Source organism: Stenotrophomonas sp. YJH_SMC_16, assembly GCF_059367875.1.
In genome coordinates this window covers 197,609-222,627 of record NZ_JCAFRH010000002.1, presented here as the reverse complement: position 1 = coordinate 222,627, position 25,019 = coordinate 197,609, and the positions used below count along the sequence as shown (strand labels likewise).

The 25,019-nt window shown below is 65.9% G+C and carries 23 protein-coding genes; 14 read left to right on the top strand and 9 right to left on the bottom strand.

The genetic code is table 11. The features are described 5' to 3' along the window. Positions 1–58 precede the first annotated feature (58 nt). Positions 59–658, top strand: coding sequence for an NADPH-dependent FMN reductase (locus AC5P6E_RS05780; protein ID WP_019337738.1), 600 nt, complete (start codon positions 59–61; stop codon positions 656–658). 19 nt (positions 659–677) lie between these two features. On the opposite strand, the gene AC5P6E_RS05775 is transcribed toward AC5P6E_RS05780, so the two are convergent. Continuing rightward, on the bottom strand, positions 678–2,324 hold the full coding sequence (locus AC5P6E_RS05775; protein ID WP_019337737.1) for a long-chain-fatty-acid--CoA ligase: 1,647 nt from the start codon (positions 2,322–2,324) through the stop codon (positions 678–680). 129 nt (positions 2,325–2,453) lie between these two features. On the opposite strand from AC5P6E_RS05775, the gene AC5P6E_RS05770 reads away from it, so the two are divergent. After that, positions 2,454–3,128 (top strand): response regulator transcription factor, encoded by a 675-nt coding sequence (locus AC5P6E_RS05770; RefSeq protein ID WP_010485636.1) that lies wholly within the window; start codon positions 2,454–2,456, stop codon positions 3,126–3,128. A 4-nt stretch (positions 3,129–3,132) separates the two neighbouring features. On the opposite strand, the gene AC5P6E_RS05765 is transcribed toward AC5P6E_RS05770, so the two are convergent. Genes AC5P6E_RS05765 through AC5P6E_RS05750 form a run of 4 tightly spaced genes read right to left on the bottom strand, consistent with a single transcriptional unit; the run spans position 3,133 to position 10,057 of the window. Beyond that, a complete protein-coding gene (locus AC5P6E_RS05765) occupies positions 3,133–6,462 on the bottom strand; it encodes a hybrid sensor histidine kinase/response regulator (RefSeq protein ID WP_019337736.1) in 3,330 nt (1,109 codons plus the stop codon). Positions 6,463–6,498: 36 nt separating this feature from the next. Continuing rightward, on the bottom strand, positions 6,499–6,975 hold the full coding sequence (locus tag AC5P6E_RS05760) for a MaoC/PaaZ C-terminal domain-containing protein (protein ID WP_019337735.1): 477 nt from the start codon (positions 6,973–6,975) through the stop codon (positions 6,499–6,501). Then, positions 6,972–7,850, bottom strand: coding sequence for an alpha/beta fold hydrolase (locus tag AC5P6E_RS05755; protein ID WP_019337734.1), 879 nt, complete (start codon positions 7,848–7,850; stop codon positions 6,972–6,974). Before AC5P6E_RS05755 ends, AC5P6E_RS05760 begins: the two co-directional genes overlap by 4 nt. Positions 7,851–7,882: 32 nt before the next feature. Continuing rightward, the gene (locus AC5P6E_RS05750; RefSeq protein WP_019337733.1) at positions 7,883–10,057 is read right to left on the bottom strand and encodes a TonB-dependent receptor domain-containing protein; all 2,175 of its coding nucleotides are present in this window, start codon (positions 10,055–10,057) and stop codon (positions 7,883–7,885) included. Between the two features lie 221 nt (positions 10,058–10,278). Here AC5P6E_RS05750 and AC5P6E_RS05745 point away from each other — a divergent pair, with 221 nt between their 5' ends. The 4 genes from AC5P6E_RS05745 to AC5P6E_RS05730 all read left to right on the top strand — a co-directional run bounded on the left by AC5P6E_RS05745 (position 10,279) and on the right by AC5P6E_RS05730 (position 13,323). Next, positions 10,279–11,283, top strand: coding sequence for an extracellular catalytic domain type 1 short-chain-length polyhydroxyalkanoate depolymerase (locus tag AC5P6E_RS05745; protein WP_495230769.1), 1,005 nt, complete (start codon positions 10,279–10,281; stop codon positions 11,281–11,283). Positions 11,284–11,368: 85 nt separating this feature from the next. Further along, entirely contained in the window at positions 11,369–11,725 is a 357-nt protein-coding gene (locus AC5P6E_RS05740) for an excalibur calcium-binding domain-containing protein (RefSeq protein WP_100041156.1), read from the top strand. 134 nt (positions 11,726–11,859) lie between these two features. Beyond that, positions 11,860–12,675 carry a S1 family peptidase gene (locus tag AC5P6E_RS05735; RefSeq protein WP_019337731.1) on the top strand — a complete coding sequence of 272 codons (816 nt, stop codon included), beginning with the start codon at positions 11,860–11,862 and terminating at the stop codon, positions 12,673–12,675. Positions 12,676–12,753: 78 nt separating this feature from the next. After that, entirely contained in the window at positions 12,754–13,323 is a 570-nt protein-coding gene (locus AC5P6E_RS05730) for a hypothetical protein (protein WP_019337730.1), read from the top strand. Here AC5P6E_RS05730 and AC5P6E_RS05725 read toward each other — a convergent pair. From AC5P6E_RS05725 to msuE, 3 genes are read right to left on the bottom strand one after another with little or no spacing between them, the layout of a single operon-like run. Further along, positions 13,280–14,314, bottom strand: a complete 1,035-nt coding sequence (locus AC5P6E_RS05725) for a methionine synthase (RefSeq protein ID WP_019337729.1) — start codon at positions 14,312–14,314, stop codon at positions 13,280–13,282. The two genes, AC5P6E_RS05730 and AC5P6E_RS05725, sit on opposite strands and share 44 nt — an antisense overlap. Before the next feature lie 39 nt (positions 14,315–14,353). After that, positions 14,354–15,331: a DUF1852 domain-containing protein gene (locus AC5P6E_RS05720; protein ID WP_329834702.1), complete on the bottom strand. Its 978-nt coding sequence runs from the start codon at positions 15,329–15,331 to the stop codon at positions 14,354–14,356. Between the two features lie 56 nt (positions 15,332–15,387). After that, the gene (msuE, locus tag AC5P6E_RS05715) at positions 15,388–15,975 is read right to left on the bottom strand and encodes an FMN reductase (RefSeq protein ID WP_019337727.1); all 588 of its coding nucleotides are present in this window, start codon (positions 15,973–15,975) and stop codon (positions 15,388–15,390) included. A gap of 75 nt (positions 15,976–16,050) precedes the next feature. Between msuE and AC5P6E_RS05710 the strand changes: the two genes are divergently transcribed. The 3 genes from AC5P6E_RS05710 to AC5P6E_RS05700 all read left to right on the top strand — a co-directional run bounded on the left by AC5P6E_RS05710 (position 16,051) and on the right by AC5P6E_RS05700 (position 18,506). Continuing rightward, the gene (locus AC5P6E_RS05710; protein ID WP_019337726.1) at positions 16,051–16,965 is read left to right on the top strand and encodes a LysR family transcriptional regulator; all 915 of its coding nucleotides are present in this window, start codon (positions 16,051–16,053) and stop codon (positions 16,963–16,965) included. Beyond that, entirely contained in the window at positions 16,965–17,849 is an 885-nt protein-coding gene (locus AC5P6E_RS05705) for a methylenetetrahydrofolate reductase (RefSeq protein ID WP_019337725.1), read from the top strand. Before AC5P6E_RS05710 ends, AC5P6E_RS05705 begins: the two co-directional genes overlap by 1 nt. Before the next feature lie 276 nt (positions 17,850–18,125). Beyond that, positions 18,126–18,506, top strand: a complete 381-nt coding sequence (locus AC5P6E_RS05700; protein ID WP_019337724.1) for a hypothetical protein — start codon at positions 18,126–18,128, stop codon at positions 18,504–18,506. Positions 18,507–18,567: 61 nt separating this feature from the next. Here AC5P6E_RS05700 and AC5P6E_RS05695 read toward each other — a convergent pair whose 3' ends face one another. Further along, positions 18,568–19,470, bottom strand: a complete 903-nt coding sequence (locus AC5P6E_RS05695; protein ID WP_010485668.1) for a LysR family transcriptional regulator — start codon at positions 19,468–19,470, stop codon at positions 18,568–18,570. 109 nt (positions 19,471–19,579) lie between these two features. Here AC5P6E_RS05695 and AC5P6E_RS05690 point away from each other — a divergent pair, with 109 nt between their 5' ends. From AC5P6E_RS05690 to AC5P6E_RS05670, 5 genes are all read left to right on the top strand, one after another. Beyond that, entirely contained in the window at positions 19,580–20,701 is a 1,122-nt protein-coding gene (locus tag AC5P6E_RS05690; RefSeq protein ID WP_019337723.1) for a 4-oxalomesaconate tautomerase, read from the top strand. Positions 20,702–20,777: 76 nt separating this feature from the next. Further along, positions 20,778–21,836, top strand: coding sequence for an ABC transporter substrate-binding protein (locus tag AC5P6E_RS05685; protein WP_019337722.1), 1,059 nt, complete (start codon positions 20,778–20,780; stop codon positions 21,834–21,836). A gap of 14 nt (positions 21,837–21,850) precedes the next feature. Beyond that, a complete protein-coding gene (locus AC5P6E_RS05680; protein WP_019337721.1) occupies positions 21,851–22,684 on the top strand; it encodes an ATP-binding cassette domain-containing protein in 834 nt (277 codons plus the stop codon). Beyond that, on the top strand, positions 22,668–23,444 hold the full coding sequence (locus AC5P6E_RS05675) for an ABC transporter permease (RefSeq protein ID WP_005409726.1): 777 nt from the start codon (positions 22,668–22,670) through the stop codon (positions 23,442–23,444). Before AC5P6E_RS05680 ends, AC5P6E_RS05675 begins: the two co-directional genes overlap by 17 nt. 134 nt (positions 23,445–23,578) lie before the next feature. After that, positions 23,579–25,012 (top strand): OprO/OprP family phosphate-selective porin, encoded by a 1,434-nt coding sequence (locus AC5P6E_RS05670; protein ID WP_019337720.1) that lies wholly within the window; start codon positions 23,579–23,581, stop codon positions 25,010–25,012. The last annotated feature ends 7 nt before the right edge of the window (positions 25,013–25,019 follow it).

Sequence of the window (25,019 nt, the reverse complement as noted above, 5' to 3'; positions counted from 1 at the left end):
ACCTGTGCAGTCGACGCCTGGTCCGTGACCCCGCACCGACTCATTCCAGGAATCCCGCATGTCCGACAACCCTCCACCGCTGAACATCCTGGCGTTTGCCGGCAGCCTGCGCAGCAACAGTTACAACCGGCGCCTGGTCAGGGCTGCAGCAGGCGCCGCGCCTGCGGGCCTGCTGCTGACCGTGCATGACACCATTGCCGATATTCCGCTGTTCGACGAAGACCTGGAAGCCGCCGACCCGGCCGGTCCTGCCGGGGTCAAGCGCCTGCGCGCGGCCATTGCAGCCGCTGACGGCGTGCTGATCGCCACGCCGGAGTACAGCCAGTCCCTGCCCGGCGTACTCAAGAACACGCTCGATTGGCTGTCCCGCGACGATGCCGAATACCGCACGGTCCTTTCGGCCAAGCCGGTGGCGATCATCGGCGCCACGCCGGGTCACTGGGGCACCAAACTGGCACAGTCGCAGCTGCGCCATACACTGACCGCCATGGGGGCATTGACCATGGCCTCGCCACAGCTCTACGTGGCCGAAGCTGCGGCAGCCTACGACAACGATGCGGACGATTTCGACGCGGCGACGCGCAAGCGCCTGCAGCGCTTCCTGGAGGGATTCCAGGCCTGGGTCCAGTTGCTGCAGGGCAGGGTATCGCGCGGTTGAGCCGTGCCGGCAGAGGGCGTCAGCGCCCGCCGGTGCCAGCGCCCGGATCATGCAGCCCGCGCAGTTTTTTCTTGTTGATCTTGCCCACGCTGGTCCGCTCGATCGCATCCACGAAGCTGACACGCTCCGGAATCGCATAGCGTGAGATGTCTCCGGAACGGCTGCGCGCTGCGACCAGTTCGATGATCTCCGCCTCTGACACATCACGGCCGGGCTGCCTGACCACCAGTGGCAGCGGCCGTTCGCCCCATTTCGCATCGGCGATACCGATCACCGCGACCTCGCTGACCGCCGGGTGCAGTGCGATGATGTCTTCGAGCGCGAGCGAGGAGATCCATTCGCCACCGGTCTTGATCACGTCCTTGATGCGATCGGTGACGCGCAGGTAGCCACCTTCATCGATGTTGCCGATGTCGCCGGTGTGCAGGTAGCCGCCCGCCCACAGCGCTGCCGAAGCGTCCGGATCGTGCAGGTAACCCTGGGTCAGCCAGGGTGCACGCGCCACCACTTCGCCGGTGGCCACGCCATCGTGGACGACATCGCCCATGTCCGGGTCGACAATGCGCAGGTCCACCAGCGGCACCGGAGTGCCGGCCTTGGTGCGCAGTGACAGTACCTCGTCGGCATCGGTCATGCTGTCCACGTCGATCTGGGCGATGGTGAGCAGAGGGCAGGTCTCGGACATGCCATAGCCGCCGAAGATGTCGATGCCCCGTGCCAGTGCACGCTGCGCCAGAGCACGGGGCAGGGCCGCACCGCCGATGATCACCTTCCAGCCCTCCAGGTCGGTCTGCGTCGCGTCCGGGTGCTCCAGCAGCATGTGCAGGATGGTTGGCACGCAGTGCGAGAAGGTGACCTTTTCGCGGGCGATCAACGCCAGCAGCTTCGCAGGCAGGTAGCGCCCCGGATAGACCTGCCTGATGCCCATCGCGGTAGCCACGTAGGGCAGGCCCCACGCGTGCACATGGAACATCGGGGTCATGGGCATGTAGACGTCGTCACGGTGCAGGCGGCCCTGGCGGGAGGCACCGCCGAGCGCGGCCATCGCCGCCAGCGAATGCAGCACCAGCTGCCGGTGGCTGAAATAGACCCCTTTGGGTAACCCGGTGGTTCCGGTGGTGTAGAACACCGTGGCACGGGCATTCTCGTCGAAGTCCGGGAAGCGGATGACGGGCGTGGCATCGCGCAGGCCCGCTTCATACTCGGTGGCGAAGCCTGGCGGCAGCGCGCCATCGGCATCGTCCAGCAGAATGCGGGTGCGCAGGTCCGGCAGCTGCTCATCGATGGCGTCCAGCAGCGGCAGGAACTCGCGGTTGGCCAGGATCACCCGCGCGCCGCTGTGGTTCAGCGTGTACGCGATCTGCTCGGGGGCCAGGCGCACGTTCACCATCATCAGCACCGCACCGATCATCGGCACCGCGAAGTAGGCCTCCAGGTAGCGGTTGCTGTCCCAGTCCATCACCGCCACCGTGTCGCCGTGGCCGACTCCCAGCGAGGTCAGCAGGCCTGCCAGCTGGCCGATGCGCGCGTGCAGGGTGCGGTAATCGAACCGTACCTGGTCGCCGTAGACGATTTCCTGTCCAGGGCTCACCGCCAGCGGCATCAGCAGCAGCTGCTTGATCAGCAGTGGATAGGCATGGGCATCGGGAGTGGGGGCGGATGACATGGCATTTCCTCGTGGGCGGCGTTGCGGCCGCCGGCCTTCTCCGCCCCACACTAGCAAGCCCTTCCTGCTGTACCAGCGTACCTAGGTACCTGTTCCCGCGCGCACCCGATTTGATAATCTCGCCAGGACATGCCAACCCTGCTCATCGCCGATGATCACCCCTTGTTCCGTGCGGCACTGCATCGCGCGGCGGAAGAGGCGGTCGCCGATCTGCAGATCAGCGAGGCTGATTCGCTGGACGGCGTGCTGGAGGTGATCGAGAACCAGTCGATCGACCTGATGCTGCTTGACCTGCACATGCCCGGCAACCATGGGCTGGCCGGATTGGCCACGATCCGTGCCCTGCAGCCGGGCCTGGCGATCATCATCGTCTCTGCCAACGAGGAGCCGCAGGTCATCCGGCGTGCCATCGACCTCGGCGCCGCAGGCTACCTGCCCAAGAGCTCGGGCTTGAACGAACTGCAGTCCGCGCTGCAGTCCGTGCTGGAGGGTGAGCGCTGGATTCCAGCGTTGCTGCGCGAGCCGGTGGCGCGGGTGGCACCGTTCAGCAGGGATGCCGACCTGGCCGCACGCCTGGCCAGCCTGTCGGCACATCAGTACAAGGTGCTGGGGCTGGTGGCCGAGGGCCTGCTCAACAAGCAGATCGCCGACCGGCTGGGCGTACAGCTGCGCACGGTCAAGGCACACATGACACGCATCATGGAGCGGCTGGGCGTGCGCAACCGCGCGCAGGCCATCCGCGTGCTGCACGAAATGGGATTGGCCGATCCGTCCCGGCAGATCGAAGAGCTTCCCGAGCCCTGATGGGTCAGGGCGTGGCAGTGGTCGCCAGCAGGTGGTTGATCGCCCAGCGCAGCGCCAACGGCTTGAACGGCTTGTTGAGCAGGGACAGCCCAACGCCGCGCACCGCCTCGCGCGTATCGCTGCCGGTATCGGCACTGAGGATCACCGTCGGCCGCGGCCCATGCATGCCCACCAGCCGCTTCCACAGCGCAACACCGGTATCGCCATCATCCAGGTGATAGTCGAACAGCCACAGCGCCGCCTCGTGCGCTGAGGGTCCGATGTCATCGACGTTGCCTGCCGCGATCACATCGCAACCCCAGGAATGCAGCAGCTGCCGCATCGCCTCCAGTGCGTCCGGGTCGTTGTCCACCACCAGTACACGAATTCCCTTCAGGGCGCTGCTGCCGCCCGTCGGTGGTGGACTGCGCGGGGTCACAGGGGGTGCTGCGCGTTGCACGCTGATCGAGAAGGCCGAGCCATGCCCGGGTACGCTGCGCAGGTGCAAGGGTGCATGCAGCAGGTCGGCGATGCGGTGCGCGATGGTCAAGCCCAGGCCCAGTCCTTGCCCGTTGCTGCGATCGACCCGGTGGAACTCCTCGAACACCACCGCCTGCTGCTCCGGAGCAATGCCGGGGCCGGTGTCATGCACGCCGATCATCAGTGCCTGCCCCTGGCGGCGTACACCCAGCAAGACACCGCCATGGCGGGTGTAACGAATGGCGTTGGCCAGGAAGTTCTGCAGCACCCGGCGCAGCAGCAGCGGGTCGCTATGGACCCAGGCCTGGCTCCGCACGTGGCGGAACTGCAGGCCACGCGCCGCCGCAAGCACCGCGAACTCCTGCGCAAGCGGATCCAGCACGGTCGACAGCGCGAAGGGGCGCGGATCGGCCACCAGCCCACCGGCTTCCAGTCGCGAGATATCCAGCAGGCCGGACAGCAGGTCATCAGTGGAATCCAATGCGCCGCGGATCTGCCGCAGGAAACTGTCGAGGAACTCGGACTCGATGTGCTGCGACATCGCCTCGGTCAGCAACTGGGCCGCATGCAGGGGCTGGATGAGGTCATGGCCGACCGCCGTCAGGAAGCGCGTTTTTGCCGCGTTCGCGCGCTCGGCCTCCTGTACCGCTTGCTGCAGCCGCGCGGTGCGGTCCTGTACTCGGTGTTCCAGATTTTCATTGCTGCGCTTGAGCGCATCCTCCGCGCGGCGGAACGCCGTGACATCCGTGAAGGTGGCTACATAGCCGCCGCCCGGCATCGGGTTGCCGCGGATCTCGACGATGGTGTCATCGGGGAAGATCCGTTCGGACAGGTGCGGCGTGCCACGGCGCATATGCGCGACGCGGCGCTGCAATGCCTTGGTGGGCGTGTCGCCGGGGCCATCGCCGATCTTCAGCTGCCCCAGTGCCCATGCCGTGAGGTTGACCACCGGCTGCCCGACCTGCAGCAGCTCAGGCGGGAACTTGAACAGCGCGGCGTAGCGGCTGTTCCACGCCACCAGCTGCAGCTGCGCATCGACCACGCTGATGCCCTGGCTCATGTTCTCCAGCGCGGCTTCCAGCAGGCGCTGGTTGAAGCGCAGCACCTGGGTGGCCTCGCCGACGGCGCGGGTCACCGCATCCAGCGGCGCGGCGCCGCCTTCGCGTGCGGCTTCGACCAGAAGTCGTGCCATGCCTGCACCGACCACGGCCGTCAGTTCACGCTCGACGGCGGTGACCCGGTCGTCATCCAGCATCTGCCCGGCGTAGCCCTCCAGCAGCTGGCGCGCACGCTCCTGGCCAAGGAAGCGTCCGGCGGTTCTGCGCAGGGACGCCGCAGCCACCGCATCCCGCCTCCGCGGCAACGACGGACGCACGGCCCGCGACACCAGTGCCACGGCCAGCAGGTTGACCGCCAGGCTGGCCCCCATGCTGATGGCGATATGCCCCGGCTGCACGCGCAGCGAGACCACCGACAACCAATGCAGCCCGTCGGCGCCGACCGATGGCGTGGCGGCCGGGATCACCATCGGCAGCAGTACCAGCCACAGCCAGGCCAATGAGCCCAGCACGATGCCGGCCATGATGGCCGCGGAGGGCGTACGCGGGCGATATACCGCCAGCAGCACTGCCGGTGCCAGCTGCGAGAGAGCGGTGAAGGACATCAGGCCGAAATCGCTGAGTGCCTCGGTGTCGCTCATCGCGCGGCTGTACAGCCACGCCATCAGGAACACGGCGAGGATGCCGGCACGGCGGAACGCCAGCACGCGGGGGCGCAGATCGGCATTGGCCACACCGCCTTCGATGCCGCCGAGCAAGCGCGAACCGAATCCATGGTTGCCAAGCATGATCGACAGGGTCAGCCCGGACAGGATCATCATGCCGGTGGCCGCGCTCAGGCTGCCCAGATAGGCCAGCAGCGCCAGCAGATGATGGCCACCGGCCTGCGGCAGCGCCAGCACGTACAGGTCAGGTGATACCGAGGCCGGCAGCTGTGCGGCGCCGGCCAATGCCATCGGCACCGACGGCAGGCCGATCAGCAGCAGGTAGACCGGGAACATCCAGCGTGCCGTCTTCAGGTCCGAGGTCTGGCGAAGCTCGACCACGCCGACGTGGAACTGGTGCGGCAGGGTGAACGCGGAGATCGCCCCGAGCGCGACCATGGTGAGATAGTCCGGCACGATGGCCGGGGGCGGCAGCTGCACCATCTTCTCCAGCAGCGGTGTGCCGGCCGTGTGCACGGACAGCGCCGCATACAGGCCAATGGCCAACAGCGCCACCAGTTTCAACACCGATTCCAGGCCCAGCGCGACCACGATGCCGCGGTTGGGCTCGGTGGCCGAGGCCTTGCGTGCACCGAACAGCAGGGTGAACGCAGCCATCGTCAGCGCGAACCAGAACGACATGTCCAGCTGCGCACCGGCAGGCGCGAACCGATCACCGAGCAGGGCGCCCAGCCCCTGGCTGACGGCTTTCAGCTGCAGTGCGATGTAGGGAATGATGCCGAACAGCGCCACCAGGGTGATGGTGAAGCCAAGACCACGATCGGCACGCAGTCGTGCAACGACCAGATCGGCGATGGTGGCACTGTTGTGCTGTTTGGCCAGCCGCCCCAGGCGGAGCAGGAACGGCAGGCCCAAGGCGAAGATCAGCGCCATCCCGGCCAGGGTCGGTGGAATCGGAAAGCCCCATTGCAGCCCCTGCGAGGCCGCGCCGTAGTAGGTCCACGCGGTGCAGTGCACGGCCAGCGACAGTGCATAGATGAGCGGCCATGCCCTCGAAAGCCGGTGCCCCCGGCGCTCGCCCCACAGCGCCACGCCAAACAGCAGTGCGGTCCATGCAATGCAGGCGAAGAGGACGATGGAGGGCGTCAACATCGCTCCAGTGTAGGGAGAGAAGCGGGGAGGGTGGTGCTAGGAGGCGATCACGATCAGTGACAGCTGCTCAGCGACCAGTGCCAGCTCGCCATCAGCAACCCGCTCGACGGCCTTGCGCTGGGTCAGCAGCCATTGGCCGGGCTGCCGCGCGTCCAGTGACACCAGCTGCGAGCGTACCCGCACCTCGGACCCGCTCGGCACCGGCGCCAGGAAGCGGACCTTGTTCAAGCCGTAGTTGAGCACATGGGCGATGCCGGGGAAGCCAGCGAGGGCGGCCACATCGTCCTCCACCGTCAGCGAGAGCAGCAGGAAGCCGTGTGCGATGGTCTGCCCACCCGGCATCTGCGCCTGCGCCCGCGCCGGATCGACATGGATCCAGTTGTGGTCGCCGGTGGCGTCGGCAAAGGCATCGATACGCGTCTGGTCCACGCGGGTCACGCCACTCAGCCGCTCACTGGCGGCCCACTGCTGCAACGCCAGCAGGGCGGGAGGCAGGTCGCTGTCCGCACTCACGCCACACGCTCCAGCAAGGTCAGGATCGCGTCACGCGCCTCTGGCTCGGACAGCATCGGCGCGTGCCCCACATCGGGCACCTCCACCAGGCGGGCACTTTCCGAGGTGGCCGCCATCTGCCGCGCGACATCGGCCGGCAGAATGTCGGACAGCGCACCGCGCACCACCAGCACCGGCACCCGTGCGGTCAGCCCGCGGACCGCACGCCACAGCAGCGGACGCAACAGCCACAGCAACCATGGCCGGGTAGTACGGATCACTGCCGGGTCGTAGTCCAGTTCCAGCAGGCCATCGCTGCGCGGGCGGAAGGTGCGCACCGCCATCTGCCGCCAGTCGTCGGTGCTGAAGCGCGGGAACGCAGCCTTGCCGATGGATTCCACGTAGGCCGTGGCCTGCACCAGGTCCATCGGCGGGACCGGCTTGCCGGCGTACTTGCCGATCCGTGCCAGCGCCTCGCGTGGCACCTTGGGGCCGGCATCGTTGAGCACCGCGCCCGCGATCCGCTCGGGCGCGCGCGAGGCGAGGGTGATGGTCACCAGCACGCCCAGCGAGGTGCCGACGAACACCGCCTTGTCGATGTTCTGCGAGCGCAGCAACGCAACCATGTCATCGGCATAGGCACGTGGGTTGTAGCTGGACGGGTCATATGCGCGTTCCGATCCTGCACGACCACGCAGGTCGACCGCGATCACGCGCCAGCCCTCGGCGGTGAGTACATTGGCAAGCGCATCGAAGTCGGCACCATTGCGGGTCAGTCCTGGAATGCAGACCACTGTGCCACGCGCTGCCTGCCCCGCATCGGGTGCATGGTCGCGCGCATGCAGGCGCAATCCATCATTGCTGTTCCAGTACAGGTCGTCGTAAGACTGCGTCATGCAGAAGCTTCCTGAAGATCGTAACGGATGCGCTAGAAATCGTAACGGACGCTGAGGCTATATTCGCGTGGTGGGCCATAGAAGCCAATCAGCGTGCCGACCGCCGGGATGTTGTAGCCGGTGGTGCGGTATTCCTTGTCGGCCAGGTTGGTGCCCTGCAGCGAGAAGGTCCACGCGTCATCCAAGCGCCAGATGACGCCGGCATTGACCAGCCCGTAACCCTGCTGTCGGATCACCGGGCTGAGGTCGGTGGTCGGCCACACTTCGCTCTGGTAACTGTAGCTCACCCGTGCCGACAGGTTGCTGCCGTTGGCCAGGTCGGTGCGGTATTCCACGTTGAACGCACCAGAGAATTCCGGGGCATTGGTGAACTTCATCTGCCTGGCCACGTTGATGCCGCGGTCCATGTACTCGTCGTACTTGGTATCCAGCCATGCCAGGTTGCCGGAAATCAGCCAGTGCTGGCTGGGCAGGTACTGATACTCGACTTCCAGGCCTTTGACGGTGCCGGCGCCGGCGTTGGTGAAGTCGCCGAAGAAGGAATCGTCGATGCCATCGCCGTTGGTATCCAGGCCGGTGAATACCGACAGCTGGATGTCCTTGTACTTGTTGTAGAACGCCGACAGGTTCAGGAACAGGCGCTGGTCGAGGAAGGCCATCTTGCTGCCGACTTCGTAGCTGTCCACGGTCTCGTCATCGAACGGCTCCGCCGAGCGCGGTACCGCCACCGCGTTGGCACGGATGTTGTAGCCACCGGACTTGAAGCCACGCGTCGCCAGGCCATAGACCATGATGTCCGGGGTGATCTGGTAGTCCAGCGAGACCTTGGGCGAGACGTTCTTGAAGTTGGTCTTCTTGTCGAAATCGGCGGTCACCGCCACCGGCCGGCTGAAGCCGGGGTCGGCGTAGAGGCGGTTCAGCACGATCGCGCGCTTGTCCTCGTCGGTGTAGCGGGCGCCGACATCGAGCTTCAGTCTGCTGGTCAGGTCGAAGGTCCAGTCCGCGTACAGCGCGATGCTGTCGGTCAGCACCTTGCCCTGGTTGTCGGCGAACTGCGCACTGAAGTAGTTGTTCTGGATCTGCCCGCCAGCTTCGCCGCTGAACTGGTACAGGCCGACCACGCCGCGCATCCGGCCGCCGGCATCGTAGTTCACCTGCACTTCGTTGCTGACCTGGTCGTCGTGGTAGGTGCCACCCACGTCGGCGAGCTTGACCGGCGCGGTATCGAAGTCGATGTTGGCCTCGCTGTCCGATTCACGCTTGGCGATCACGTACTTCAGTGCGATGTCTTCGTTCGGCCGCCAGTTCACCGTGGCCGAGGCGCCCTTGCTCTCCACGTTGTTGAGGTTGCGCATGCCCGAGCGGATGTCATAGCGGCTGTCCATCGGCGGGTAGGCGCGCAGGAACGGATTGGGCGCCAGCATCTTCGAGCCGCGCATGCCGGACTGATCGTCGATCCAGTCCAGTGCGAACTGCACGTCGAAGTCATCGCCCGCATACGCGCCCAGGTTCAGGCGTGCCGCGTTGATCTGCTTGTCGCTGACCGGCTGGCCGTTGAAGGTGTTCTCGCCAAACCCGTCGTGGTTCATGCTGGCCACCGCTACACGAGCGCGCAGGCCGCTGTCGGCACCGCCGATCGGGCCGCCGATGGCCGCCTTCGCATCCAGCTGGCTGTAGTTGCCCACGGTGATCTGGGCGAAGCCCTCGGCCTGGGTGGGCAGGCCGCGCGAGATGTACTTGATCGCGCCGCCGATGGTGTTCTTGCCATACAACGTGCCCTGCGGGCCGCGCAGCACCTCGATGCGAGAGACATCGAACACATCCAGCAGCGCACCCTGCGGACGCGCGATATAGACGTCGTCCAGGTAGATGCCCACGCCCGGATCGGCGCCCCAGGTGGGATCGGACTGGCCGATGCCACGGATGTAGGCGGTGACCGTGCTGCTGGCGCCGCGGGCAGCGTAGATGGTCAGGTTGGGCACCTGCGCATCCAGGTCGCTGATGTCCTGGACATTCATCTTGTCCAGCGCCTCGGAGGTAAACGCAGTGACGGCAACCGGCACCTCCTGCAGGGTTTCCTCGCGCTTGCGTGCGGTGACCTTGATGCTGTCCAGGTTGGTGGGTGATGCAGTCCTGCCCACCGTCGGCGTGGCCTGGGGTGCTTCCTGTGCCAGTACCGGCCCGGAGGCCAGCAGCGCGCCGATCATGAGACTCAAACAATTCCGTTTCATTCGGTCCTCCCCCAGGCAGGTGCTTGCAGATGGCCCATTGCCACCCCTGCAGCCAAGGCTAGCGGTGTCATCGGGCAGCGGCGACTGGACCTAGGTCCAGTCGGCAGCGGCCGCCGGATGCGGATACTGGGCGCGCCCCCAGCCGGAAGCGCATCCCGGTACCCCTTCATCCACGACTCACGCATGAGGATCTGGCCATGAAATCCGGAATCGATTCGATTAAGGTTGTACTGCTGATACTGTGCAGTTGGCTGGCGATGGCGGGCAGCGCCGTTGCCGCAGGCCCGGCCGGGCATTGGGACATTGGCCTGTACGGAAATCTGTTCGGCGCCCGCGAATACCAAGTGTGGGTGCCCGCCGGCTACGACGACACACAACCGCAGCCCCTGCTGCTGGTGCTGCACGGCTGCGTGACCGGGCCGAACCTGATGGGCGAGGCCTCGGGCTTCAACGATGTGGCCGACACCGAAGGCTTCATCGTGGTCTACCCGCGGCAGAACGTCACCTCCAATCCGGCCCGCTGCTGGAACTGGCAGCTGCCGATCAACCAGGCACGCGACAGTGGCGAGCCCTCCCTCCTGGCCGGCATCGTGGAAAAGGTGAAGGCGGCTTACAGCGTTGATCCGCATCGCGTGTACGTCACCGGCATTTCGGCGGGCGGCGCGATGACCTCGATCATGCTGGGCTGCTATTCGGACGTGTTCGCCGCAGGTGCCATCCATTCCGGTGGCATGTTCAAGGGCGCGACCACGATTTCCGGCAGCGCCTACGCACTGTTGGCCGGCAGCATCTACTCGCCGGACAGCAACGGTCGCCTGGCATGGCAGTGTTCGGGTTCGCCGTCGCCGCGACCGCTGCCGGTGCTGGTGTTCCATGGCAGCGCCGACCTCACCGTCAACCCGGTGAACGGGCAGCAGGCCGTGCGCCAGTTCCTGCAGACCAATGACCTGGCCGACGACGGCATGGACAACGATTCGGTGAAGTACGTGCCGACCAGCACCTATCACGGCCAGGTGCCGGGCGGCCGCGCGTATACCGTCGACACCTACGCGTACGGCGGCAGGACGCTGGTCCAGCACTATGTGGTGCAGGGCATGGGGCATGCCTGGAGCGGCAGCCAGTCGGGCCTGCCATTCACCGACCCGAAGGGGCCGGATGCCACGCTGATCACCTGGCTGTTCCTGAAGGGCTACCAGCGCTGAGTGGTCGCCGCTGCAGCGTCAAGCCTGGCGGTCGAGACACCATGCTAGCCTTCCCTTTGGCAGGATTGCCTGACAGGGGGAAGGCATGGATACCCGGCGCCGAGATTCCATCGTATTGGCTGCATCCGGCATGCTCGCACTGGCACTGTCCGCCAATGTGCTCGCGCATCCGGGCGGGCTCGACAAGCAGGGTTGCCACACCAACCGGAAAACGGGTGAGTATCACTGCCATCGAGGCGCTCCAGCTGCCCCTCGATACGTCGACACTCCGCGCAGCAGTTTCGCCCCCGCCCCCGCGCGCGGTTCCCGGGCATTTGCCAACTGCGCGGAGGCCCGCGCCGCCGGGGTTGCGCCGGTACGGCGTGGTGATCCGGGGTATGGCCCGCACCTCGATCGTGACAATGACGGCGTGGGCTGCGAACCCTATCGGGGCCGCAGGTAGGGCATGGCCCACCTGGCTTCAACTCCCGTTTCCCCGGGTTCGTCGGCCATCGCCGGGAGTGGTCGCACGATCTCCCCGTATTGCAGGGATATCCCCTAGGCTGTTGTGATCGAACTGCAAGGATGAAAGCAATCATGAAGCGCTGGATTTTCCTGGCATTGGCCACGCTCCCGTTCGCCGCCGGTGCCGTGGTCATCCGCGATGATGTTGACGATGCCAGGTACCGGATCGACGCATCGGTGTTCCCGGCACTGGCAGACATGCCGGGCGAGGGGCACGGCGTCCTGATCGCACCGCAGTGGGTGCTGACTGCCGGGCATGCCGCGCCGATGGAGGGGATGGATGCCACGATCACCATCGATGGGAAGGGCTACGGCGTCGAGCGTGTCTTCCTGCACCCCGGCTACCGGAGGATGCCCGAGGCGCTGGGCAAGGAAGCGATGGCAACCGGGAGCGCATCGAAAATCCATGCGTTTCTGGCAGCGTCGGACGACATTGCACTGATCAGACTTGCCGCCCCGGTGAGCGGTGTGCCGCCGGTCGCACTCTACCGTGGCGCCGACGAGGTCACGCAGGTCGCCTCCCTGATAGGGAAAGGCGCCACCGGCAACGGTGCCGTGGGGCTGGCGCCCGGCGGGCCGCATCGTACGACGCTGCGGCGAGCCTGCAACGCGATCACCGGCGGCAACACGCGCTATCTCTGGTACCGGTTCGATCCACCTCCGCAGGGCCTTCCCCTTGAGGGCGTGCTCGGCAACGGCGACAGCGGCGGCCCGCTGCTGATCAGTAAGGAAGGGACCTGGCAGCTGGTGGGCCTCGGCTCCTGGATCACCGCCGTTCCCGAGCATGCGCTAGAGGCGGGCTTCTATGGCCAGGTGGTTTACAACGTCCGCGTGTCCCGCTACCTCAACTGGATCGAAAGCATCATCGAGCGTGACGCGTCACGTTAATAGTGCATCCGGGCAGCCTTCCGCGCAGGTGTTCGCCCGGTCTCAAGTCATGCGACGGGTGTTCGTATCCTTTCCGCCATGGCCTCTTCGTTCAAATTTCCTGCGTGCGTGACCGCCTCCCGGCCATCCGGCTGGGCGCAGAGCGGTGAGCGCTGGGATCTGTGGTGGAACGGCCGTTCGGTGGCCCGTATCGTGCCGCATGCCGCGCTCGGGTTCCGCCTGTATCTGGACGCACGCAAGATGTCACAGGCCAAGGTCGTGTCCGCCGCCAGCGCCCGTCAGGCCAAGCGCTACGCCGAGCGCTGGTGTGCTGCACGGCTCTGCCCGCAGTTGCCTCTGCGCGATGCGGTGGCGCGGTTGGTGGCTGTTGCGCCCGGCGCGGGCGCCGTGCCCTCGCAGGTGCTGACGCGGGAGCAGCGGCAGCAGGCCCGGCGCCTGGCTGAAGCCGGGGCAGGGGAGATGGGGAGGATCAAGGAAGCGCTGACACCAAGGCCGCGCATGATGGCCGCCAGGCCCGAGGTGCAGGGACGAGGTGGAGCCTGGTCTGTATCCGGCCAGATTCCATCCTCCTCGCGCCGAAACGGGAACACATCTCCAGCCAGGGCTACACCGAAAGCTCCTCACGCACGATCCGGGCCCCTTCGCTGAGCGCACGCAGCTTGCCCCGTGCCACTTCACGGGCCAGCGGCGCCATGCCGCAGTTGGTGCTCGGGTAAAGCTTGTCGGGATCCACGAACTGCAGGGCCTTGCGCAGGGTGTTGGCTACTTCATCGGCGGTCTCCACCGTGCTGGAAGCCACGTCGATGGCGCCCACCATCACTTTCTTGCCACGCACCAGCTCGATCAGGTCGATCGGTACGTGCGAGTTGTGGCATTCCAGCGAGATGATGTCGAGGTTGGAGGTCTGCAGCTTGGGGAACGACTCTTCATACTGCCGCCATTCCGACCCCAGCGTCTGCTTCCAGTCGGTGTTGGCCTTGATGCCGTAGCCGTAGCAGATGTGCACGGCGGTCTCGCACTTCAGTCCTTCGATCGCACGCTCCAACGCGGCTACGCCCCAGTCGTTCACTTCGTCGAAGAACACGTTGAAGGCCGGCTCGTCGAACTGGATGATGTCCACGCCAGCGGCTTCCAGCTCCTTTGCTTCCTCGTTGAGGATCTTCGCGAATTCCCAGGCCAGCTTCTCACGGCTCTTGTAGTGCGCGTCGTACAGCGTGTCGATCATCGTCATCGGGCCAGGCAGTGCCCACTTGATCGGCTGCGTGGTCTGCCGGCGCAGGAACTTCGCATCCTCCACGAACACCGGCTTCGGACGGCTCACTGCGCCGACCACGGTCGGCACGCTGGCATCGTAGCGGTTGCGGATGCGCACGGTCTCGCGCTTCTCGAAATCAACGCCGCTGAGGTGTTCGATGAAGGTGGTGACGAAGTGCTGCCGGGTCTGCTCGCCGTCGCTGACGATATCGATGCCGGCATGCTGCTGTTCCTGCAGGGACAGGCGCAGGGCATCCTGCTTGCCTTCAGTCAGGCCTTCGTCCTGCAGCTTCCAGGGCGACCAGAGCTTTTCGGGTTCTGCCAGCCAGGACGGCTTGGGCAGGCTGCCGGCGGTGGAGGTAGGGAGCAGTTTCTTCGTCGACATTGCGTCTTGTTTCCTGGGGGCGAATGGAAAATCGATGGATCAGCGGGCAGCCCACTGCTCAAGCACGGCGCGATACGGCTTGATGAAGTGTTCTTCGGTGAACTTGCCCTGCTTGACCGCCAGCTGGCTGCGCTCTTCGCGGTCGTAGACGATGCGGGTGGACGAATAGTCCTGGTGCTTCAGGCTGGGCTGGTAGACCTTGCCGGCCACAGAGTTGGCGTTGTAGATCTCCGGGCGGTAGATCTTCTGGAACGCTTCCATCGTGCTGATGGTGCCGATCAGTTCCAGATTCGAGTAATCCCCCAGCAGGTCGCCCTGGAAGTAGAAGGCAAGCGGCGCCACGCTGCCCGGTGGCATGAAGTAGCGCACCTGCAGGCCCATCTTGTCGAAATACTGGTCAGTGGGAGAGAACTCGCCCTGGCGGTATTCCACGCCCAGGATCGGATGGTGGTTCTCGGTGCGGTGGTAGGTCTTGCTGCTGGATACGCTGATGCAGATCACCGGCCCCTTGCTGAAGTTGGCACGGTAGGCGTCAGACTCCAGGAAGTGCTTGAACAGCTTGCCATGCAGGTCGCCAAAGCCTTCCGGAATGCCGAAGGTGGCCTTGCCCTCGTTGCTGGCCGGCAGCACCACGCTGAAATCGTAGTCGCGCACGTAGGACGAGAAGTTGTTGCCGACGATACCCTCGGTACGCGCACCGGTCTGCGTGTCGACAATGGTTGGGCGCAGGACCTCGATCAACGGGAACGGATCACGGCCATCGCTGCCGTCGATGTGCATCTCCACCGAGATGATGTCCAGCTCGACCGCATAGCGATCCGCGCTCGGGTTGTCCCAGTGCGCCAGATCGTTGAAGCGGTTGTTGATCATGCTGATCGTGTTGCGCAGGTTCTCCTGCCGGGATGCGCCGCGCGCCAGATTGGCGAAATTGGTGGTGATGCGCGTGCCATCGGCGGGCCGGTAGTCCTCGTTGAAGGGGATGCGCGTGATGCTGAAGGTGAAGGTGTCGGTCGTCATGGGCGGCGTTCCGTGTTGCGGGGTGGCATCCGGATGCGGGCGAGGGCATCCGGCATTCAAAGCGCTGCGGCGGTCTCAAGGGCGGTGGCACGATGGCGGGGCAGCGCCAGCAGCGGCATGGCCCGCCGTACCGCCAGTCGCGCCCGCTCGATCAGGGCGTCGCTGTGCACGCGGCCGTCGGCGAAATCGCGATCGGTGGCGTAGACACCCAATGGCAGGGTGCGCGCCTGGAAGAAGCTGAAGAGCGGGCGCAGCTGATGGTCGATCACCAGCGAGTGGCGCTCGCTGCCACCGGTGGCGGCCAGAAGGATGGGGGTGTCGACCAGTGCGTCCTGGTGGATGAAGTCGAAGAAGTGCTTGAACAGCCCCGTGTACGAACCGCGGTAGACCGGCGTTGCCACCACCAGTACGTCGGCCTGTTCAACAGCAACCAGCTGCCGCTCCACAGCGTCGGGCAACTGTGAGCGCCACAGTGCGCCGGCCAGCTGCGGCGCCAGCTCGCCCAGTTCGATCAGGTGTTGCTCGCAATGGATGTCCTCGCCGATCAGGTCCAGCAGATGCTCGGCCAGCGTGGCGGCCCTGGAAGGGCGTTGCAATCCGCCGGAGACGGCGACGATTCGAAGGGGGTGGGCAGGTGAAAGCATGACCCGATCCTAGTCAGTGCCTTCCATGACGTAAAATGGTATTACTTCACCAATCCATGAGCGAGATTCATCGTCATGCTGGAACGGATCCACCTCAGCATCGTGCAGCAGGTTGAGCAGCAGGGCTCGCTCACCGCCGCGGCCGGCGTGCTCAACCTGACCCAGTCAGCCCTGAGCCACAGCATGAAAAAGCTGGAGCAGCAGCTCGGCACCGATGTGTGGCTGCGCGAAGGCCGCAGCCTGCGGCTGACCCAGGCCGGGCAATACCTGCTGGCAGTCGCCAACCGCGTGCTGCCGCAGCTGGACCTGGCCGAGGAGCGGCTGGGCCAGTTCGCACAGGGCGAGCGCGGCGCGCTGCGCATCGGCATGGAGTGCCATCCCTGCTACCAGTGGCTGTTGAAGATCGTCTCGCCGTACCTGGCGGCATGGCCGGACGTGGATGTGGACGTCAAGCAGAAGTTCCAGTTCGGCGGCATCGGCGCGCTGTTCGGCTATGAGATCGACCTGCTGGTCACCCCCGACCCATTGCTGAAGCCAGGCCTGAAGTTCATTCCCGTGTTCGACTACGAGCAGGTGCTGGTGGTGGCCAGCAACCACGCCCTGGCCAAGGTGGACTACGTAAAGCCGCGCCAGCTCGGCCAGGAAGTGCTGATCAGCTACCCGGTGCCGTTCGAGCGCCTGGACATCTACAACCAGTTCCTGCTGCCGGCCGGCATCACGCCGCGGCGCCACAAGGCCATTGAAACCACCGACATCATGATGCAGATGGTGGCCAGCGGCCGCGGCGTGGCTGCCATGCCGCGCTGGCTGGTGGAGGAGTACGCCACGCGCATGGACGTGGTGCCCGTACGGCTGGGCGCCAAGGGCATCCCCAAGCAGATCTACCTGGGCGCGCGCGAGGCCGATACCGGTATCGACTACCTGCAGGCCTTCATCGAACTGGCCCGCAACAGCTCGCCGCTTGCCGGCAATGCACGCGAGGCGCGCTGATGCCGGTCGGTACCTCAGCGCACGCGGAAGCCTTCATCAACGCCTTTTCACTGGAAGTCAGCGCGAAAGCCATGCCTGCGCTGCGCGCCGAGGCGGCCCGCATACCGCGCGGCACAATCATCTCCATTCCCTGGCTGGCCAGCGAGGACGACGACGCACGCCTGGCCGCCGCATGCGCGGTGCGCGAGCTCGGCTTCGAGCCGATGCCGCATCTCTCCGCGCGGCGTATCGGGTCACACGCAGCGCTTGAACGCTTCCTGGAACGTACCGCCGGCGAAGCCGGGGTCGCGCGTTGCCTGCTGATCGCGGGTGACCTGGCCACGCCCATCGGACCATTTGCAGACAGCGCGTCGATCATCGAGACCGGTCTTCTGGAGCGACACGGTATCAAGGTCGCCGCCATCGGCGGGCATCCGGAAGGCCACCCGGTAATGAGCAGTGACGAACGCTGGCAGGCGCTTCAACACAAATGCCAGCGCATAGAAGCACGCGGCATGGCCCCCTTGATCGTCACCCAGTTCGCGTTCGATGCCGATACCGTGCTGACCTGGCTGGATGCACTGCGCACGCGTGGCATCACCGTTCCGGTGCTGGTCGGTGTGCCGGGTCCGGCCAGCATCACCCGCTTGCTGCGTTATGCGGCGATGTGCGGCGTAGGCGCCAGTGCATCGATGCTCGCCCGGTATGGCATCTCGATCGGCCGCCTGCTCGGAACGGCGGGGCCGGAGGTTTTCGTCGATCGCCTGGTGAAGGGGTTGACCAGCGCGCATGGCCAGGTCAGTCCGCACCTGTTCCCGTTCGGCGGTGTTGCGCCCTCGCTGGAGTGGATCGAGCAGTACCGGCAGCGTGGTCGCGGTGCGCGCGGCGTAATCCACGAAGACTGACAGCTGTCACTGGTCGCCATTGGGGCGGAAGCGAATAGTGAGCGCCAAGGCGAGGGCCCCTCGCCACCGCTCACCAAGGGACCGCTCATGTTCGTCGGCAAGTACTGCCGGTACCTGGCCTCGTTGCGGATGGATGCGGCAGGCAAGGGGCTGGAAACCGCAGGCTGATTGACCTGGTAGTGCCGGCCGCTGGCTGGCTTCCCCATGCAGCGTTGCGCGGGGCTGGCGCAGGCGTCACGATGCCCGCCACTGGCCAACACCGGAAACGCTGACGTCATGAAGACCACATCCTGGTTCTGGATCAACGTGGCCAGTCACTTCGGCATTGTCGCAGCCCTGGCTTGGCTGCCCGCACGGTGGACGGGGCAACTTGTGGAAGCCCTGGCCGGGACTCAGCCGGCTATCGGCGACACCCGCCATTTGGCCTTCATAGGCTCCATGTTCGGCTTCTGCGTGACCGCACTGATCCTGATGGGGGTGTTGACTGTCACCGGCGAACTGCTGGGTTTCTCCAGGCCCTATGCGCGACGGTCGGAGGCCCAGAACGAAGCGCAGGCCGTCCACCGGAAGGTACTGCTGACTGCATTCGCCACGCTCTCATGGGTGGCCGTGGGATCGCTTGCAGGTATTGCGTCGATCTTCGCGGCCTCGTCATGAAGGGCGACCCTGTCAGCGCCCAGTGTGCCGGAACGGATGGGTGCGTGAACTGCGGGGCTGCTCACGCCTCCCCACGCCACTGGCTCATCAGCATCTGCAGGAATCGCTCCGCCGTGGGCGAGAGCAGGGCGCCGCGGCGGCGGACGATGCCGATCGTGCGTGACACCACCGGGTTGCCGATCGCGCGCGTCACCAGGGTGGGGTGATCCCCATCTGGCGTAGCCATCTTCGGCAGCACCGACACCCCGATGCCCGCCTCGACCATGCCCAGTGACGTCGACAGGTGGGTCACTTCGTAGTGCCAGCTCAACTTGAGGTTCTCGCGCGCCAGCGCACCATCCAGCAGCGTGCGGTTGCCGCTGGTGCGATGCACGGTGATCAACTGGTGCTCGGCCAGGTCGGCCCATTCCACCTTGCGCTTGCGCGCCAGCGGATGATCGCGACGGCACGCCAGCACGAACGGGTCCTCTGCCAGTACGTCGAAATCGAGATTCGGATCGTTGGCGCCCATGAAGTTGATGCCGAACTCCACTTCGCCACGTTCCACTGCCTGCAGTCCCTCCGTGGCCGGGATATCCAGAATGCGGAAGCGCACGTTCGGGTGCGCTTCGTGGAAACGCGCCATCACGCTGGGCAGGAAGTAGAACGCCGCCGTCGGCAGGCAGGCGATGGTCACTGTCGCGCCGCGGGTGTCTTCGCGGCCGCGCAGCGAGAACAGTGATCCATCGAATTCCTCCAGCATGCGGCGCACCAGCGGCAGCAGGTTCTCGCCGACAGCGGTGGTACTGACGCTGCGCGTGGTGCGCTCCAGCAGCGGCGACCCCACCGCCTGTTCCAGCTTCTGGATCCGCCGGCTGAGTGCTGGCTGGGAGACGTGAAGGATTTCCGCGGCCCGATGAAAGCTGCGTGTCTCCGACACCAGCAGGAACGCACGCAGATCGAGGATTTCGCAATTGATGCTCATTAGGTATCAATCATCAAAAAATCAGCAATTCACAGATCAATTGGGGTCATGCCAGTATCGAATCACAGAGGGGTCATTCATCCCCTATACGCATCAATCTAGCACACGTATGTCCAACGATCTGCTCAGCATTCCCTGCGTGCTCATGCGCGGCGGCACCTCCAAGGGCCCGTTCTTCCTGGCCAGCGACCTGCCGGCGGACACCGCCGAACGCGATCGCCTGCTGCTGGAAGTGATGGGATCGGGGCATCCGCTGCAGATCGATGGCATCGGCGGAGGCAACGCGCTGACCAGCAAGGTGGCGATCATCGACCGCTCCAGCCGTCCGGACGCCGATGTCGACTACCTGTTCGCCCAGGTACGGGTAGAGCAGCAGGTGGTGGATACCTCGCCCAACTGCGGCAACATGCTGGCGGCGGTGGGCCCGTATGCCATCGAGCGGGGGCTGGTGCAGGCTCAGGATCCGCAGACCGAGGTGCGCATCCACAACGTCAACACCGGCAAGCTGATCATCGCGACCGTGGAAACGCCGGGCGGTAACGTGGTCTACCGCGGCGATACGCGCATTGCCGGCGCGCCGGGCTCGGCTGCGCCGGTCAGGCTTTCCTTCCTTGATGCCGCGGGCGCCCGCACCGGCAAGCTGCTGCCCAGCGGGCACGCGCAGGAATGCATCGATGGCGTCCCGGTCAGCCTGGTGGACTGCGCGATGCCGATGATGTTGGTGCGTGCCCAAGACCTGGGCGTACGTGGTGATGCTTCGCCCGCCGAACTGAACGCGGACGCGGCGTTCATGCGCCGGCTGGAAGCGCTGCGCATCGAGGCAGGTGCCCGCATGGGCATCGCCGACGCCGGCAACAAGGTCATTCCCAAGCCGGTGCTGCTGTCGGCGCCGCAACAGGGGGGCGATCTGCAGGTGCGCTATTTCATGCCGCACCAATGCCACACCGCACTGGCCATTACCGGCGCGGTCGGCCTGGCCACCGCCGCCGTCACGCCGGGCACGCTGGCCCACACTTTGGTCGGATGCCTGTCCGTTCCCGGCAGCATTACCCTCGAACATCCGAGCGGGGCCCTGGAGGTGGGTCTCAGTCGCAGCTCGGGCGATTCGCCGGTGATTGCCAGCGTGGTCCGCACCGCACGCCGGCTGTTCGACGGTCGGGTATATGCAACGTCGCCCGCGCATGCCACGGCCAGTAGCACCCAAGACCGCCAATGGACGTCAGCGGCATGATCTGAAACCGGCTGGGTCGGCACAGGCGTGCCTGCCCCGCCACCACAACGTAGATGCTTCACTCCTGGGAGGGATGATGTACAAGCAGTTCTTGATGGCCGCGCTGTGCGCGGCTGGTCTGGCCGCGGCCGGATGCAGCAACAGCGGGCGCACCGAAGGCGCATCCGCCGGCGGTGGTGACAATGCACCGGTACGCATCAGCGTCGGCTCCTACAACCTCAACAACCTGCCGTTCTTCATCGCCGACGCAAAGGGCTATTTCAAGGATGTCGGTCTCGAAGTGAAGACCGAGAACTTCGCCCAGGGCGGCTCCAAGGTACTGCAGGCGCTGGTGGCCAATTCCACCGACGTGGCCGTCGGCTTCTACGACCACACCATCCAGATGCAGGCCAAGGGCAAGGACGTGGTGGCCTTCGTACTTCTCTCGCGCAATTCGGGGCTGGTGATGGCCGGCCGCGAGGATGCCAGCTTCGATCCGGCGCGACCAGAAACCATCAAGGGCCAGAAGGTCGGGATCACCGCGCCGGGCTCATCGTCGGACTTCTTCGTCCGTCACTTCCTCGCCCAGCATGATGTTCCGGCCGACAGCATCTCGCTGATCGGCGTCGGCTCGGGCGCCGCAGCGGTCGCCGCGCTGGAGCAGGGCAAGATCGACCTGCTGGTCAACTACGACCCGGCCGCCACCCTGATCACCGAGCGCAAGGTCGGGAAGATCCTCCTCGACGCGCGCAGCGATGACGGCGCCCGCCAGGTCTATGGCGGCCTGTACCCGACCTCGGTGATGTACGCCAACCAGAGCTTCCTGGACAAGCGACCGGAGGCGGCCGCGAAGATTGCCCGGGCCGAGCAGATGGCGCTGAAGTTCATCGCCGACAACAGCGCCGAGGAGATCGTCGCGGCCCTGCCGGACAGCTACGTCTCCGGCGACCGCGCCACCTATGCCCGCGCGGTGGAGAACGCCCGCGCGATCTTTACCCGGGACGGTCACTTCACGCCGGCCGACCTGGAAACCCCACTGAAGGTGCTGCGCGAGTTCAACACGGATGTGGCCAAGGCCAACATCGATCTGTCCAGGACCTACACCAATGCCTTCGTCGAGCGTGCCAACGCTGCGGCGCCGGCGGCCCAACCGTAAGCGGAGGTAACCCCATGGCCCTCAATGCCACCGTGCGCCAGCTCAACGGCGCGCCGCAGCTGGAGCCTGCACAGACCATGGTCGCCCTCAACAAGGTGACCATGTCCTTCGGCGAATTCACCGCCGTGCGTGATGTCGACATCCAGGTGGGTGACGGCGAGTTCCTTGCCATCGTCGGCCCGACCGGCTGCGGCAAGAGCACCATCCTCAATTCCGTGGCGGGTCTGCTGAAGCCGTCTTCCGGGCAGGTCAGCATCGACGGCCGCACCGTCAGCGGTGTGCAGGAGTCGGTCGGCTACCTGTTCCAGCAGGATGCGCTGCTGCCGTGGAAGACGGCTTACCAGAATGTTGAACTCGGCCTGCGCTTCCGCGGCGTGCCCGAAGCCGAACGCAAGGCCAAGGCCAACGCGTGGCTGGCCAAGGTCGGCCTGGCCGGTTTCGAGCATCGCTACCCCCATCAGCTGTCCGGTGGCCAGCGCAAGCGCGTGCAGATGGCGCAGGCGCTGATCGTCGAGCCGAAGGTGATCCTGATGGATGAACCGTTCTCGGCGCTGGACATCCACACCCGGCACCTGATGCAGAACGAGCTGCTGCGCCTGTGGCAGGTGGACCGGCGCTCGGTGATCCTGATCACCCACGATCTGGAAGAAGCGATCGCCCTGGGGGATCGCGTGGTGGTGCTGTCCTCCGGCCCAGCCAGCCGCGTGGTGCGCAGCTTCGACGTGGATCTGGAGCGTCCGCGCAATGTGGCCGAGATCAAGCTGGATGACCGTTTCACCGACCTGTACCGCGACATCTGGGCCTGCCTGCGCGGCGAAGTGGAGAAGAGCTATGCACGCCAAGACTGACAAATTCATCCAGCTGGCCCTGGTAGTCGCCGTTTTCGGCGGCTGGGAAGGCGGTATCGCGCTGGGCGTGATCGATCCGTTCTTCTTCCCTTCGCCAACAGCGATCGTGCAGCAGGCCTGGACCTGGCTGTCCGATACCTCGTTCTACCAGCACGTCTACATCACCCTGACCGAAACCGCGCTGGGCTACATCATCGGCACCGGCCTGGGTGTGGCTGGCGGCGTGTGGCTGGGCCTGAGCCGACGCTCGGCGCGTATCCTCGACCCCTTCATCAAAGGCTTCAACGCAATTCCGCGCGTAGTGCTGGCGCCGATTTTCGTGTTGTGGCTGGGGCTGGGCCTGTGGTCGAAGGTGGCGCTGGCGGTCACCCTGGTGTTCTTCACCACGTTCTTCAATGCCATGCAGGGCGTGCGCGAGGTGAATCCGGTGGTGCTGGCCAATGCCCGCATCCTGGGCGCAAGCCGTAGCGACCTGCTGCGCCATGTCTACTTCCCTGCAGCAGCCAGCTGGATCCTGTCCTCGCTGCGCACCTCGGTGGGCTTCGCGGTGGTCGGCGCGATCATCGGTGAGTACCTCGGGGCCTCGGCGGGCCTGGGTTACTTGATCGCGCAGGCCGAGGGCAACTTCAATGCCGTGGGCGTGTTCGCCGGCATCATCATCCTGGCCGCCTTCGTGCTGGTCATCGACGCCCTGCTGGACGTGGTCGAGAACAAGCTGATCACCTGGCGTCCCAACGCCCAGGCACAGGCCACCAGCTGAACCGGCCGCGCTGAGCCGGCCCGCCGCGCCGCCGGACCGATCCGGCGGCGCGCACTTCCTCCCCCGATCTTCCCCCGCACCACCGCAACAGGCCAGCGCCGGGCCAGGGGGCCGGCTGGCCGGAGAGAGAGCCCATGAATCATTCCACCGTGCTGCCGCTGGCAGTGCTGCCGGTCGCGCTTGGCCTGCTGTTGGCCAGTGGCCATGTTGGCGCCCAGGCTGTTTCGTCCCCTCCCGCACCACTGAGCCAGGCCGAACTATCACGCCTGGTGCAGCAGCAGGCGCTGCAGATCCAGCAGTTGGAGGCGCGCCTGCGTGCCGTGGAAGGCGGGCGCGGCACTTCCGGCGCGGCGGTCGCAACGCAGGCTCCCGCGCTGGACACCCGCATTGCCGCACTGGAATCCAGCCAGGCCAAGGCGCCCAAGGTCACCTGGTCCAAGGGCGCACCGGAATTCAGCAGTGCCGATGGCAGCGTGGTGTTCCGTCCGCGCGGACGCCTGTTCGTCGACGCATCCAGCACCGATGGATCCTCAGTGAGTGACCGCAACATCTCCGGTACCGAGATCCGCTCGGTGCGGTTGGGCGCCGAAGGCCGCTACGGCATCCTCGGCTGGGCGGTGGAAGGTGACTTCGCCGACAACGCGGTGGCGTGGAAGTCGGTCTACGCCACCGTGGACCACCGCCTGTTCGGGCTGCCGGCCGACCTGACCGTGGGCAACCGCCTCAACGACCGGGGTATCGACGGCTCCAGCAGCACGTCCAACACGCCGTTCCAGGACCGCAACGTGGTCGGCACGCTGATGCTGCCGCAGCGCGGCCTGTTCGGTGTCGGCCTGACCGAGCGCGTGTACGGCAAGGACTGGCATGCCAGCCTGTCGGTGGCCGGCAACGATCTCAACAACACCGGCACCGACAACGACAGCCAGACCTGGGCCACGCGCGTGCATTGGAACCCGGTGGCCAACGAAGCGGTCACGGTGCACCTGGGGGCCTGGGCCTTCCACGAGGAGATCGCCGCAGGGGCCAGCGGCGTCGTCCGCAGTTCGGCCATCGCCGGGCACTTCAACGACCTGGTCAAGATCGCGCCGGGCACACTGCTGGGCGCCGAGCGCAGCACGGCCCATGGCGCGGAACTGGCAGGCTTCTTCGGGCCGGCCTGGGCGACCGGCGAATGGGGTACGCGCAACCTGCGCGGGGCCGACGCCAGCGGGCGCTACGATCTGGACCACCAGGCCTGGGCGATTTCGGCTGGCTGGTTCCTGGCCGGTGCAAGGCCGGCCTATTCGGGCAAGGCCGGCACCTGGGGCCGGGTCAAGGTGGCCGATCCTGTCACCCGCGGCGGCGCCGGGGCATGGGAACTGAAGGGGCGCTACGAGGATGTGGACTATGCCGAGCTGCCCAGTGGCGGTACCGGCCACGCGTGGACGCTGGGTGCGAACTGGTATCTCAACGACTTCAGCCGCGTGATGTTCGAGGCGATCCGTTGGCAGACCCGCAACCGCAGCGGCACCGGCCAGGGCAGGGATGAAGGCACCACCTTCAATACCCGCCTGCAGGTGGCATTCTAGAAGCGCA

Excerpts from the sequence above, each read along its gene's own strand:
- AC5P6E_RS05705 (WP_019337725.1), top strand. The coding sequence starts at position 16,965 with ATGCCGGTCGGTACCTCAGCGCACGCGGAAGCCTTCATCAACGCCTTT.
- AC5P6E_RS05745 (WP_495230769.1), top strand. The coding sequence starts at position 10,279 with ATGAAATCCGGAATCGATTCGATTAAGGTTGTACTGCTGATACTGTGC.
- AC5P6E_RS05725 (WP_019337729.1), bottom strand. The coding sequence starts at position 14,314 with ATGTCGACGAAGAAACTGCTCCCTACCTCCACCGCCGGCAGCCTGCCC.
- AC5P6E_RS05690 (WP_019337723.1), top strand. The coding sequence starts at position 19,580 with ATGTCCAACGATCTGCTCAGCATTCCCTGCGTGCTCATGCGCGGCGGC.
- AC5P6E_RS05780 (WP_019337738.1), top strand. The coding sequence starts at position 59 with ATGTCCGACAACCCTCCACCGCTGAACATCCTGGCGTTTGCCGGCAGC.
- AC5P6E_RS05695 (WP_010485668.1), bottom strand. The coding sequence starts at position 19,470 with ATGAGCATCAATTGCGAAATCCTCGATCTGCGTGCGTTCCTGCTGGTG.
- AC5P6E_RS05720 (WP_329834702.1), bottom strand. The coding sequence starts at position 15,331 with ATGACGACCGACACCTTCACCTTCAGCATCACGCGCATCCCCTTCAAC.
- AC5P6E_RS05675 (WP_005409726.1), top strand. The coding sequence starts at position 22,668 with ATGCACGCCAAGACTGACAAATTCATCCAGCTGGCCCTGGTAGTCGCC.
- AC5P6E_RS05755 (WP_019337734.1), bottom strand. The coding sequence starts at position 7,850 with ATGACGCAGTCTTACGACGACCTGTACTGGAACAGCAATGATGGATTG.
- AC5P6E_RS05680 (WP_019337721.1), top strand. The coding sequence starts at position 21,851 with ATGGCCCTCAATGCCACCGTGCGCCAGCTCAACGGCGCGCCGCAGCTG.
- AC5P6E_RS05735 (WP_019337731.1), top strand. The coding sequence starts at position 11,860 with ATGAAGCGCTGGATTTTCCTGGCATTGGCCACGCTCCCGTTCGCCGCC.
- AC5P6E_RS05700 (WP_019337724.1), top strand. The coding sequence starts at position 18,126 with ATGAAGACCACATCCTGGTTCTGGATCAACGTGGCCAGTCACTTCGGC.
- AC5P6E_RS05685 (WP_019337722.1), top strand. The coding sequence starts at position 20,778 with ATGTACAAGCAGTTCTTGATGGCCGCGCTGTGCGCGGCTGGTCTGGCC.
- AC5P6E_RS05740 (WP_100041156.1), top strand. The coding sequence starts at position 11,369 with ATGGATACCCGGCGCCGAGATTCCATCGTATTGGCTGCATCCGGCATG.
- msuE (WP_019337727.1), bottom strand. The coding sequence starts at position 15,975 with ATGCTTTCACCTGCCCACCCCCTTCGAATCGTCGCCGTCTCCGGCGGA.
- AC5P6E_RS05750 (WP_019337733.1), bottom strand. The coding sequence starts at position 10,057 with ATGATCGGCGCGCTGCTGGCCTCCGGGCCGGTACTGGCACAGGAAGCA.
- AC5P6E_RS05775 (WP_019337737.1), bottom strand. The coding sequence starts at position 2,324 with ATGTCATCCGCCCCCACTCCCGATGCCCATGCCTATCCACTGCTGATC.
- AC5P6E_RS05730 (WP_019337730.1), top strand. The coding sequence starts at position 12,754 with ATGGCCTCTTCGTTCAAATTTCCTGCGTGCGTGACCGCCTCCCGGCCA.
- AC5P6E_RS05765 (WP_019337736.1), bottom strand. The coding sequence starts at position 6,462 with ATGTTGACGCCCTCCATCGTCCTCTTCGCCTGCATTGCATGGACCGCA.
- AC5P6E_RS05710 (WP_019337726.1), top strand. The coding sequence starts at position 16,051 with ATGCTGGAACGGATCCACCTCAGCATCGTGCAGCAGGTTGAGCAGCAG.
- AC5P6E_RS05770 (WP_010485636.1), top strand. The coding sequence starts at position 2,454 with ATGCCAACCCTGCTCATCGCCGATGATCACCCCTTGTTCCGTGCGGCA.
- AC5P6E_RS05670 (WP_019337720.1), top strand. The coding sequence starts at position 23,579 with ATGAATCATTCCACCGTGCTGCCGCTGGCAGTGCTGCCGGTCGCGCTT.